10 protein-coding genes are annotated in these 11,301 nt (G+C 69.4%); 4 read left to right on the top strand and 6 right to left on the bottom strand.

Annotated elements, in window-relative coordinates; all coding sequences use genetic code 11:
* Positions 1 to 126 precede the first annotated feature (126 nt).
* Positions 127 to 846, bottom strand: a complete 720-nt coding sequence (locus ACFWY9_RS20840; RefSeq protein ID WP_378325800.1) for a GntR family transcriptional regulator — start codon at positions 844 to 846, stop codon at positions 127 to 129.
* Positions 847 to 888: 42 nt separating this feature from the next.
* Positions 889 to 2,235 (bottom strand): MFS transporter, encoded by a 1,347-nt coding sequence (locus ACFWY9_RS20845; protein WP_378339618.1) that lies wholly within the window; start codon positions 2,233 to 2,235, stop codon positions 889 to 891.
* Between the two features lie 434 nt (positions 2,236 to 2,669).
* Here ACFWY9_RS20845 and ACFWY9_RS20850 point away from each other — a divergent pair, with 434 nt between their 5' ends.
* Both ACFWY9_RS20850 and ACFWY9_RS20855 read left to right on the top strand, forming a co-directional pair.
* Positions 2,670 to 4,727, top strand: coding sequence for a phosphocholine-specific phospholipase C (locus ACFWY9_RS20850; RefSeq protein ID WP_378339620.1), 2,058 nt, complete (start codon positions 2,670 to 2,672; stop codon positions 4,725 to 4,727).
* Between the two features lie 85 nt (positions 4,728 to 4,812).
* Positions 4,813 to 6,099, top strand: coding sequence for a class I SAM-dependent methyltransferase (locus ACFWY9_RS20855; protein WP_378339622.1), 1,287 nt, complete (start codon positions 4,813 to 4,815; stop codon positions 6,097 to 6,099).
* Positions 6,100 to 6,117: 18 nt separating this feature from the next.
* On the opposite strand, the gene ACFWY9_RS20860 is transcribed toward ACFWY9_RS20855, so the two are convergent.
* Both ACFWY9_RS20860 and ACFWY9_RS20865 read right to left on the bottom strand, forming a co-directional pair.
* A complete protein-coding gene (locus ACFWY9_RS20860; RefSeq protein WP_378339623.1) occupies positions 6,118 to 6,399 on the bottom strand; it encodes a hypothetical protein in 282 nt (93 codons plus the stop codon).
* 238 nt (positions 6,400 to 6,637) lie between these two features.
* Complete coding sequence (locus tag ACFWY9_RS20865) at positions 6,638 to 7,213, bottom strand: CGNR zinc finger domain-containing protein (protein ID WP_378339625.1); 576 nt, start codon at positions 7,211 to 7,213, stop codon at positions 6,638 to 6,640.
* An 82-nt stretch (positions 7,214 to 7,295) separates the two neighbouring features.
* Here ACFWY9_RS20865 and ACFWY9_RS20870 point away from each other — a divergent pair, with 82 nt between their 5' ends.
* Complete coding sequence (locus tag ACFWY9_RS20870; RefSeq protein ID WP_378339627.1) at positions 7,296 to 8,468, top strand: epoxide hydrolase family protein; 1,173 nt, start codon at positions 7,296 to 7,298, stop codon at positions 8,466 to 8,468.
* A 16-nt stretch (positions 8,469 to 8,484) separates the two neighbouring features.
* Here the strand turns inward: ACFWY9_RS20870 and ACFWY9_RS20875 are convergent, their stop codons facing one another.
* Entirely contained in the window at positions 8,485 to 9,729 is a 1,245-nt protein-coding gene (locus ACFWY9_RS20875) for an FAD-dependent oxidoreductase (protein WP_378339628.1), read from the bottom strand.
* A 93-nt stretch (positions 9,730 to 9,822) separates the two neighbouring features.
* Here ACFWY9_RS20875 and ACFWY9_RS20880 point away from each other — a divergent pair, with 93 nt between their 5' ends.
* On the top strand, positions 9,823 to 10,812 hold the full coding sequence (locus ACFWY9_RS20880) for a helix-turn-helix transcriptional regulator (protein WP_378339629.1): 990 nt from the start codon (positions 9,823 to 9,825) through the stop codon (positions 10,810 to 10,812).
* A 35-nt stretch (positions 10,813 to 10,847) separates the two neighbouring features.
* On the opposite strand, the gene ACFWY9_RS20885 is transcribed toward ACFWY9_RS20880, so the two are convergent.
* The gene (locus ACFWY9_RS20885) at positions 10,848 to 11,102 is read right to left on the bottom strand and encodes a hypothetical protein (RefSeq protein WP_378339631.1); all 255 of its coding nucleotides are present in this window, start codon (positions 11,100 to 11,102) and stop codon (positions 10,848 to 10,850) included.
* Positions 11,103 to 11,301: the final 199 nt, after the last annotated feature.

Below are 11,301 nucleotides of genomic sequence, written 5' to 3' on the forward strand. Positions count from 1 at the left end.
CCACCCCCCGGGGGCGGGCCCCCCCCGCCGCCCCCCCAGAATATCCTCACCCCGAGCACCTCCGACAACAAATCGCCCAAAAGTCCCACCCCCCCCACATCGAGCGAACGGCGTCGGCGAGCGGCTCTAGGGAATGACGCGGTCCTCGGCGGGCACCGCGATCTCCACCCAGCGGCGCCATTCGGCGACCAGGCCCCGGTCGTCACCGCTGGTGTGCTCGACCAGCAGGTCGCCGGACCGGACGAGATGCCGCCGCATCGCGCTCGCGGCGGCCCGGCCGTCGCGGCGCCGCAGCGCGTCGACGATCGCCCAGTGATCGCCGAGCGCGACGTCGATCGGCTGGTACTGCGGCACGCTGAACCGGCCGTCCAGCGCGAGGGTCTGCCGCAGCTCGGCGACGAACTTCGCCAGCCGCGCGTTGCCGCTGGCCTCGAGAATCAGCGTGTGCAACCGCTCGTCGGCGGCGAAGTACTCCGGACCGCCGTCGGCCCGTTCCTTCATGATCTCGTACTGCGCCAGCAGCGCGGCGTCGTCCCGGCCGGTCATCACCGCCGCCGCGCTCTGGCACGCGGGCGGTTCGAGCAGCACCCGCATACTGCACAGCTCGACGATGCCCCTGCCGTCCGGGCCGAGGATGCGCGCGCCCCGGTTGCGCTCGATCCGGACCAGCCCGAGATCGGCGAGCTTCAGCAGCGCCTCCCGCACCGGTGTCCGGGACGCGCCGAACCGCTCGCCCAGCTCCCGCGAGGAGTACAGCAGTCCGCGCTCCAGGCCACCGGACCGGATGGCGTCCCGGATCTCCGTGGCGATCTGTTCGCTCTTGCTGTCGAGTGGCTCGGTGGTCACGGGGCTCCCGGTGCGGCGCGGCTGGTCCGGCCAGCATAAAGGTCAGCGGCCGGCACCCGGGCCCGGCACGCCCGCCGCCTCGGGCAGCCCCGTCACCCGCCGCCTCGACCACCACAGCCCGCCGATCACCAGCACCGCCAGCACGTTCGCCGACGCCATGACCCCGATGGACAAACCGGTGTTCCCCCCGGAGACCTGCTGGATCCAGCCGACCGCGAACGGACTGAGGAATCCGGCGGCGTTGCCCAGCGAGTTGATCAGTGCCACCCCGCTGGCCGCGCCCACGCCCGCCAGGAACGCCGTCGGCAGCGACCAGAACAGCGGCTTGGCGGTCTCCGCGGCCATCGTGGCCACGGTGATCGCGCCGAACGCGAGCGCGGGCGTCCCCAGTCCGGCCGCGCTCACCGTGAACATCAGCACCGAGACCAGCAACGCCAGCACCACCGGCCGCGCGGAATCCGTGCGGCGCACCCGCCTGCCGGTCACGAACATGGCGACGGCGGCCGCGAGGAACGGCACCGCGGCCAGCCACCCGACCTGCACCGTGGTCAGCGAGTGGCCGACGCCCTTGATCACCGACGGAAGCCAGTAGGCGAGCGGATAAGCGCCGCACTGCACCAGGAAGTACACGACGGCGAGGACGAGGACCCGCCGGTTGCGGAACACCGCGCGATGCGTGGACGGACCGGCCGCGCCGCGCTCCCGTTCCTCCTGCGCCAGCGTCGAAATCAGCCACTCCCGTTCCGCGGCGCGCAGCCAGCGCGCTTCGGACGGCCGCTCGGTCACCGTCGTGAAGAACACGACGCCCAGCAGGATCGCCGGAATACCGCCCAGCACGAACACCCACCGCCAGCCCTCGAGCCCGAACACGTGGTCCATGCCCGACAGGATCCAGCCGTTGAGTGGTCCGCCGATCGTGCCGGCGAGCGGGATCGTGACCATGAACGTCGCGATGACGCGGGTCCGCTCGCGGTTCGGGCACCAGCGGGCGAGGTAGACGAGGATGCCGGGAAACAGGCCCGCCTCCGCGATGCCGAGCAGGAAGCGCATTACGTAGACCATCTCGACGTTGGGCGAGAACGCCATGATCGTCTCGACGATCCCCCAGGTGACCATGATCCTGGTCAGCCAGATCCGCACCCCGACCCGCGCCATGATCATGTTGCTCGGCACCTCGGCCAGCACGTAGCCGACGAAGAACACCCCCGCCGCGAACCCGTACTGGGCCGCCGACATGCCGAAGGTCTTCTCCAGGCCGAACTTGGCGAACCCGATGTTGGTGCGGTCCAGGTAGTTCACCACGTAACAGAGCATGAGCAGCGGCACGATCCGCCACATCACCCTGCGCATCGTGTGTGCCCGGACGGCGTCGGGAACCTGCGCCACCATCGCTCACATCCTTCACCGTTGAAGTACGACAGCCAAGACACGTGAAGTAGCATCCTTTATTGGCAGAGTGGCATGCTACTTCGCCTCGACAGGTGAGACAAGGTGCTTCGGCTGATTCCGGCAGCGCGCTCAGCGACCACGGAGATGTCCGGGACACATAGCGGACGAGTCCGTCCCTTGCGGATGGCGACACCCAGAGCATGCCCCGAACGGGCCGCCGGGGATGATCAACGTCCACAACGAAGCGTTCGCGACACCACATCACGGGCACTCGAACTGCGCGAAAGTGCTCGAAAACGCGCAATACACACCGCATTCACCAACTTTTCGCCGGTGAAGCGTGGACACCAGCACGCTAAACATGTACAAATGTCCACGACCAGCCGCCGCTATGAGGCGCGTCACATCCCGCAGGGTGCGAGAGGACCGACGACATGGCCGAACTCAACCGCAGACGGTTCCTCCAGATCGCCGGAGCGACCGCAAGCCTCACGGCGTTGTCGGACAGCATCGCCCGCGCCGCCGCCATCCCCGCCGCGCGCCGCACCGGCACGCTCGCCGACGTCGAGCACATCGTCGTGCTGATGCAGGAGAACCGCTCCTTCGACCACTACTTCGGCTCGATGAAAGGCGTCCGCGGCCTCGGCGATCCCCGGCCCATCACGCTCGACAGCGGCAAACCGGTCTGGTACCAGTCCGACGGCGGCAAGGACGTGCTGCCCTACCATCCCGCCGACTCCGGCCTGGGCATGCGCTGCATCGAGGGTCTCGACCACGGCTGGACCGGCGGGCACCGCGCCTGGAACCAGGGCAAGGCCGACCAGTGGATCCCGGCCAAGACCGCGCGGACCATGGCCTACCTGACGCGCGAGGACATCCCGTTCCACTACGCGCTCGCCGACGCGTTCACCGTCTGCGACGCCTACCACTGCTCGCTGAACGGGCCGACCGACCCGAACCGGTACTACATGTACACCGGCTACGTCGGCAATGACGGAAAGGGCGGCGGCCCCGTCATCGACAACGCCGAGGCGGGCTACGGCTGGACGACCTACCCCGAGCGCCTCGAAAAGGCGGGTATCTCCTGGAAGTTCTACCAGGACATCGGGGACGGCCTCGACAAGGCGGGCAAGTGGGGCTGGATCGACGATCCCTACCGCGGCAACTACGGCGACAACTCCTTGCTGTACTTCACTTCCTACCGCGACGCCAAGCCCGGTCAGCCGCTCTACGACAAGGCACGCACCGGCACCAACGCGAAGAAGGGCGACGGCTACTTCGACGTCCTCACCGCCGACGTCAAGGCCGGGAAACTCCCGAAGATCTCCTGGATCGCCGCGCCCGAAGCGTTCTGTGAACACCCGAACTGGCCGCCGAACTACGGCGCCTGGTACATCTCCCGCGTCCTCGAAGCACTCACGTCCAATCCCGAGGTGTGGAGCAAAACCGTCCTGCTCATCACCTACGACGAGAACGACGGCTTCTTCGACCACGTCCCCCAGCCCTTCCCGCCGTCATCGGCCGCCCAGGGCCTGTCCACCGTCGCCACCACCGGCGAGCAGTACCCCGGCAGCCTCGGCAATCCGGCCGGCCCCTACGGCCTCGGCCAGCGCGTCCCGATGCTCGTCGTCTCGCCGTGGAGCACCGGCGGCTTCGTGTGCTCCGAGGTGTTCGACCACACCTCGATCCTCCGTCTCATGGAAACCCGTTTCGGTGTGCGCGAACCGAACATCTCGCCGTGGCGGCGCGCCGTGTGCGGCGACCTCACCTCCGCCTTCGACTTCACTCTGCAGCGCCCCGCGAAGCCCGCGCTGCCGAGCACCGCCGCCTACGAGCCCCACGGCAAACCGCCGGCGGAACCCGTCTACCGCTCCACCCCGCCCGCGCGTCCCGTGCTGCCCAAACAGGAATCCGGGACGAAACGCACCCGCCCGCTCCGCTACGAGCCGTGGACCGACGTGGCCGTGTCTCCCGCGATCGGCGGTCTGACCCTCACCTTCGGCGGTGGCCCGGCGGGCGTGTGCTTCCACGTCCGGTCCGGCAACCGGAAGGACAGCCCGTGGACCTACACCACCGAAGCGGGCAAGACGATCGCCGACACCTGGCACACCGGTGGGCAGCAAGGAAAATACGACCTCACGGTGCACGGTCCGAACGGCTTCCTGCGCGGCTTCGCCGGCCACACCACGACCGCGGGCCCCGAGGTCACCGCCCGCCACCGCCCCGCGAACGACGCCGTGGAACTCGTCATGACCAACACGGGCACGGCCGAGTGCCGCCTGAGCCTCACCGAGGCCTACCGCGGGCGGAAGGCGACCTTCACGGTGAAACCGGGACAGACCGTGTCCCACACCGAACCCCTCGGCGAAAACCACCACTGGTACGACATCACCGTCACTTCCAGCACGGACAAGGCGTTCCTGCGCCGCTTCGCCGGGCACGTCGAAGACGGCAGGCCCGGCACCAGCGACCCGGCCATCATCGTCCGCTGACCGGTCCGGCGCGCCCGGCCACGAACGGGTACCCGGTTGCCCGCGGATACGCGTCGTCGCACACTGCTCCCCAGGGAGGTGTGCGATGGCGCGGAAGGCGGACCGGCTGGCGGCGGCCATGACGCCGGTGCTCGGCGAACCGCTACCCGTGCGGATACGCGCCTGGGACGGCAGCGAGGCCGGGCCCCGAGACGCGCCCGCACTCGTGTTCCGTCACCGGCGTGCGCTGCGGCGCCTGCTGTGGCGGCCGGGCAAACTCGGCCTGGCCAGGGCGTGGGTCGCGGGCGACCTCGACGTCGACGGCGACCTCTTCGACGCGCTGGAGCGGCTGGCCGGATTCGTCGACGAGCACGAGGTCGCCCGGTCGTGGCACCACGAGGCGCGCCGTGCGCTCGCGACAGTGCGGGACCCGCAGGCCGTGGCCGCGCTGCGCGAGATGGTGGTGCTGGCCGGTGGTCCCGGTTTTCCCCCGGCGCCACCGCCGGAGGAGAACCGGCGGCGCCGCGGCGCACGGCACAGCGTGAGGCGTGACCGCGCGGCGATCAGCCACCACTACGACGTGGGCAACGACTTCTACGCGCTGCTGCTCGGCCCGTCCATGGTGTATTCCTGCGCCTACTGGAACGGCAAGGACGGCCCCCTCGGCACGCTGGAGGAGGCCCAGGCCGCCAAGCTCGATCTGGTCTGCCGCAAGCTGGACCTGCGCGAGGGCGATCGGCTGCTCGACGTCGGCTGCGGCTGGGGTTCGATGGCCCTGCACGCCGCCCGGCACTTCGGCGCCCGCGCGGTGGGCATCACCATTTCCGCCGAACAGGCCGCGCTGGCCCGCGAACGCGTCAACCGGGCCGGACTGTCCGATCGGGTGGACATCCGGATCCAGGACTACCGGGAGATCACCGACGGTCCGTACGACGCGATCTGCTCGATCGGGATGGCCGAACACGTGGGCTCGGCCCGATATCGCGAGTACACCGACGCGTTGTACGGCCTGCTCGAGCCAGGGGGACGGCTGCTGAACCACCAGATCTCCCGCCGCCCGACGCCGGACGAGACCACCTATCGCCTCGACGAGTTCATCGACCGGTACGTGTTCCCCGACGGGGAACTGATGCCGCTCGGCACGACAGTGAAGCTGATCGAGGACACCGGCTTCGAGATCCGGCACGTCGAAGCGCTGCGCGAACACTACGGGCCGACACTGCGTGCCTGGGTACGGAACCTGGAAACGCACTGGACCGAGGCGACCGGCCTGGCCACGCCGGGACGGGCCAGGGTCTGGCGGCTCTACCTCGCCGCCTCCGCGCTCGCCTTCGAGCAGAACCGGATCGGGGTCAACCAGGTACTCGCCGTCCGTCCCGCCCGGACCGGGTGACGGCAGTGCCGCCGATCGCTAGTCGATGTGTGCCAGGGCGGCCTGAACCGACGAATACAGTTTCTCGAAGTCGGGTGCCTGGCGCCGGGTGAACTTGACGCTCGTCGGTTCCATTTCGTGAATGAGGACGTCGAATTCGCCCTTGAACCACGCCCGCGGTGGCCGGGTGCGCCCCCGGACGACATCTCGCAGCGGGATACTGGTTTGCTCGTGCGTCGCGTGCAGACGACGGAACATGATCATGTTGCTCTCGATGCCCACGGTCCAGCCGTGGCCGGTAGCTTCAATGCGACCTTCCATTGCGCCACTCCTAGGTCCGGAGAGTGTCGGAAACAGCGATCCAGTTGTTCGCGCGGGAGGTATGGCGTCGCACCGACAGTATACGCCGATCGCGTCGGTGTACCGCGCGACGATTCACGCCTCTCCTGGGAATACCCACCCCTATGGATGTACCGGTCCTGCCGGGCACCGGCGGTCGCCGTACCGACGTCACTCACGCGGGCGACGGAGATTTCCGCCGGCGGCACCGAGACGGCCTTCACTCCGCCGATCCGAATTTTTTTCGCTGGTTGGCGGTGAAGCGCGCTTTCTTCTGACGATTCCCGCACGTGTTCATGTCACACCATTTGCGGGTGCGACTCTGACTGACGTCGAAGAAGGCGGCTTGGCAGGTTGGTGATGCGCACAAGGCCAGTTTTCCGTCCCGTTCCCCCGCGATGACGCTGATCGCGTCGGCGGCGATGACGCCGAGGGCGTCTTCCACGGAGGAAGCCGAGCTGAGCCGCCATCGCCGCTCACCCTCGGGCGTCAGGATCGCCGCGGCCCGGCCCTGAGCGCTGCGGTCATTGATGACCTGGACAGCAGACGCGGGGAGAGCGTCCTGGATCGCGGCCGCTGTCGCGGCGGCGTGAATCGACTCCCTCAGTTCCCGGGCGAGGTCGAGCTGGGCGGTGGTGCAGGAGTCCACGGCGAGGCCGTTCACCGCCAGCCAGTCGACGAGCCGCTGGGGCGTGGGAATGCGCTCCACAGCGTCGCCGCGACGCTCCGTCAGAGTCGCCGTGAAGCTGGTCGCCAGCACGGTACCGAGGCGAAAGTCAGGAAACCCAGCACGCATGGAACCACCTTAGCTGGTTGCACCCGGGCCTGACGACATGCTAGAACCGCCTTAGCCGGTTCCACGATGGTCAGGAGGTCTCATGCCCCGTTCAACCAGCGACGTGCAAGCGTTCGAAGCCCACGCGACCGACGCCGACCTCGACGATCTGCGCGCGCGACTGGCCGCGACGCGGCTACCAGAGGCCGAGACGGTCTATCGCGCCGCGCCCGGCCCTCGCCGATGGGAGCAGGGCGTTCCTCTCGCCGACCTCGTCGATGTCGTGAACTACTGGCGCACGGGGTACGACTGGCGGTCGTTCGAAGAGCGCCTCAACCGGATCGGCCAGTTCCGCACGACCATTGACGGTCTGGGAATCCACTTCCTGCACCGCCGATCCGCACGCCCGGATGCCACTCCGCTGATCTTGACGCACGGCTGGCCGGACAGCGTTGTCCGGTTCATCGACGTAGTGGACGAGCTGGCAGATCCGAAAAACGCGGACGCGCCGGCGTTCCACGTCGTGGTCCCGTCGCTACCGGGCTTTGGTTACAGCGACAAGCCGGCCACCACCGGGTGGGGAACCGAAAGGATCGCGGCCGCGTGGGTGGAGCTCATGGGAAGGCTCGGCTATGGCAAGTTCGCAGCCCACGGTGGTGACTGGGGAGGCAATATCACCACGGTTCTCGGCGGCAGGTTCCCGGCGCACGTTCTCGGCATCCACACGACGTTCGCGGAGGCACCACCCGGGTTGACAACGGACGGGCTGACGGCGGTCGAGCGCGAGTGGACCGAGGAAACCCGCGATTTCTGGCGCCACCGCGCGGCGTACGCGAAGCAGCAGGCGACCCGGCCGCAGACCATCGGCTACTCGCTCGTCGATTCACCGGCCGGGCTTCTCGCCTGGATCCTCGACAAGTTCGCCGAGTGGTCGGACACCGAAGACAGCCCGTTCGAGACGATTTCCATGGACAGAGTTCTCGACGACGTCACCCTGTATTGGCTGACGCGGACCGGCGCGTCGGCGGCCCGAATTTACTACGAAAGCCACAACTCGCTGGACCCCGAACTCCGGGTCGACGTCCCGTCGGCACTCACCATGTATCCCCGCGACGTCGAGAAGTGCCCGCGCCCCTTGGCACAGGAGCGGTACCGACAGATCGTCCGATGGCGGTCACCCGAAACCGGGGGACATTTCCCGTCGCTGGAGGTTCCCGAGTATTTCGTCGAAGATCTGCAAGAGGGCCTCGCAGCGGTGCTGGCAGCGCATCGGTGAACGCGGCTCGGCGACCTCAGCGCCGTAACCGGGTGGCCACGGCCAGGATCGGGGTGGCCACCGCGGTGGCCGCGGCGCCGAGGGTGGTGTCGGTGGCCAGGATCCAGCGGACGGTCTTCATGGCCAGGGTGAGGACTTCGCCGCCGCGCCGGCGCATCCCGGCTTCGAAACGCCCGATCGCGTCGGCGAGCGTCGTGGTGCCGTCGATGGTCGTGCCGAGCTGGTCGAGCAGGTCGGCGGCGTCACGGATGGCCGCACCGGCGCCCATGCCGGCAGTGGGTGGTGTGGCGTGGACGGCGTCGCCGAGAGCGGTGATCCGGCCGGCCTTCCACGGCGCGAGATCGGTGGCGCGGGTCGAGGCGGCGTTGAACCGGAACGCGGCCACGCCGGCCGGATCGGCGCGGGCGATGACCTCCAGCGTGTGATCGGCCCACCCGCGGTCGCGGAACCGGCGGAGCAGCGCGGTTTGCAGCTGGGCGCCGCGCAGGTCGCGCAGGGATTCGGTCTGGGCGGATTCGGGGAACATCGCGCCCCAGATGTAGGTGGGGCCGGCGGTGACCGACATCCGCAGCTCGGGAGCGTCGAGGGCGGCATTGCCGACCGGGTCGAGGAACCCGATGTAGAGCGCGGCGCCGCGCGGGCCGATCGCGAGCGCCGAGCGCGGCCCGAGGCGCTGCTGCTCAGCGGGGCCGAGGTCGGCGCGCCGGGTGCGCCCGGAGAATCCGATGATGCCGGCCGGGCGGTTGGTCGGGCCCGCCGCCAGGTGCCGGGCGACGACCGAGTGAGTGCCGTCGGCGCCGACCACCAGATCCGCGGTGACCGATGTGCCGTCGGCGAACGTCACCCGCGGCGTCCCGTGCTCGTCGTGATCGACACCCGACACCTCCCGCCCGAGGCGCAGGTCCTCACCGACGGCTTCGGCCAGCAGCGTGCGCAGCGTGATGCGATCGACGTCGACGCTCGCGCTGCCGGTCAGGTCCGGGCCGTGCCCGAGCAGGCGGCCGCGCCGGTCCCAGAACGCGTCCCGCTCCCGCAGCCGCAGCGCCGACCCCGACGCCAGCAGCCGCCGCATGATCTCCGGCGCCACCAACCGCTCCAGCGCCGACTGGGCCCGCTGGTCGAGGGTGATGTGGTAGCCGCCGGTCGCGGCGACATCGGTGTCACGGTCGTACACCGCCGTCTCGTATCCGCTGCGGCGCAACCCGGCACCCAGCGCGAGCCCGCCGATCCCGCCCCCGACCACGACGACGCGCATGCTCATCCATCCTCCACTGCCGAGTGATCACTTGTCCGAGCCAGACAGTGCCACCGGTACTGGTCACCGAACGACCAGTACCGATGCCAGGATGGGATGATGGCGAGCACCTCACATCGAGCGTTGCGGCTGCTGTCCCTGCTGGGATCGCGCCGGCGATGGCCGCTGCGCGACCTCGCCGCCCGGCTCGGGGTCAGCGAGCGCACGGTCCGCCGCGACCTCGACACCCTGCGCGGGCTCGGCTACCCGATCACGACCGTTCGCGGTCCCGACGGCGGCTACCGGCTCGGCTCCGGACACACCGTGCCGCTGCTGTTCGACCACGACCAGGCGCTCGCGATCGCCGTCGCGTTGCAGACCGCGCCCAGCACCGTGTTCGACCTGCAGGACGACACCGCGCGGGCACTGGCCACCTTGCAGCAGGCCATGCCCGAGACGCTGCGTGCCGCGATGGAGTCCCTGCGGCTGACCCGGCTGCAGAACTACTGGGAGTTTCCCGCGGCACCAATCGATCCCGCCGCGCTCAGCGCCGTCGGCACCGCCGTACGGCACCGTCGTGTCCTTGTCACCGAACTCCTGCGCCCGGACGGAACGCGCCCCGCCCCCGAAGACCACGACTTCGCCGCCGCCCACCGCATCGAGCCGCACCACCTCGTGGTGTGGGCGGGCCGGTGGTACGTCGTCGCCTACGACCTCGACGACCACCAGTGGCGAGTACACCGTGTGGACCGGCTGCACCCCCGCCCCACAACGTCCCGCTTCAATCATCGTGACCTGCCCGGCGGCGATCTCGCCCACTTCGTCATGAGCAGCCACGACCGTGGCGACACTCCCGCCCCCTGGCCGTGCACCGGCAGCGCACGACTCCACCTGCCCGCCCGCACCGTGGCCCGCTGGGCACCCGGCGGCTCCGTGGTCGAACACCTCGACACCGATCACTGCCGCCTCACCCTCGGCGCCTGGTCCTGGGCCGGCATCGCCGGAATCCTCGCCACCTTCGACACCGACCTCACGGACCTGCACCCAGCCGAACTCCTCAACGCATGCCGGCACCTCGCGCACCGCTACGCGGCGATACCCGACACGTGACCGACATGGTCGACAACCGGTCGCCATCACGCTGCTCAATGACCACGTTCGCTGAACGAATCGACCCGATCTGCGAGCGCGGTGGCCGTGGTTGCCTTACACACCAAGGGATTGCGGCGCGTCGACGAGGCCGAGCCGCCACGCGAGAGACCCGCGACCGCCTCAAGCGGCTCAGGATCGGCAAGCCGCACAAACGACACCACCATCGGACAGCCGACATCGAACGACGCCGACAGCCGATCCTGCGGCAAGCCCAGGACTGCGAGCCCGGTGACCCCTTCGCCGCTCAACGCGCTGCCCTATTTCGCACTCAACATGGCACGGGCCAGCACGGCAACCGGACAGGACCACGCTGGGTCTGCCACCTACCGCACCCTGGGGGTGCGGGGGGGGGGGGCCCCCGGTGTCAAAAAACCCGGCCCGCCCCCGGGGGTGGTTTTATCATCAACCGGGGGGGTGTGGGGGGGGGTCCCCCCCGGGGGTTGTGAC

Source organism: Amycolatopsis sp. NPDC059027, assembly GCF_042739735.1.
In the GTDB taxonomy this organism is placed as follows: Bacteria; Actinomycetota; Actinomycetes; order Mycobacteriales; family Pseudonocardiaceae; genus Amycolatopsis.

Excerpts from the sequence above, each read along its gene's own strand:
- ACFWY9_RS20855 (WP_378339622.1), top strand. The coding sequence starts at position 4,813 with ATGGCGCGGAAGGCGGACCGGCTGGCGGCGGCCATGACGCCGGTGCTC.
- ACFWY9_RS20880 (WP_378339629.1), top strand. The coding sequence starts at position 9,823 with ATGGCGAGCACCTCACATCGAGCGTTGCGGCTGCTGTCCCTGCTGGGA.
- ACFWY9_RS20860 (WP_378339623.1), bottom strand. The coding sequence starts at position 6,399 with ATGGAAGGTCGCATTGAAGCTACCGGCCACGGCTGGACCGTGGGCATC.
- ACFWY9_RS20850 (WP_378339620.1), top strand. The coding sequence starts at position 2,670 with ATGGCCGAACTCAACCGCAGACGGTTCCTCCAGATCGCCGGAGCGACC.
- ACFWY9_RS20875 (WP_378339628.1), bottom strand. The coding sequence starts at position 9,729 with ATGAGCATGCGCGTCGTCGTGGTCGGGGGCGGGATCGGCGGGCTCGCG.
- ACFWY9_RS20865 (WP_378339625.1), bottom strand. The coding sequence starts at position 7,213 with ATGCGTGCTGGGTTTCCTGACTTTCGCCTCGGTACCGTGCTGGCGACC.
- ACFWY9_RS20870 (WP_378339627.1), top strand. The coding sequence starts at position 7,296 with ATGCCCCGTTCAACCAGCGACGTGCAAGCGTTCGAAGCCCACGCGACC.
- ACFWY9_RS20845 (WP_378339618.1), bottom strand. The coding sequence starts at position 2,235 with ATGGTGGCGCAGGTTCCCGACGCCGTCCGGGCACACACGATGCGCAGG.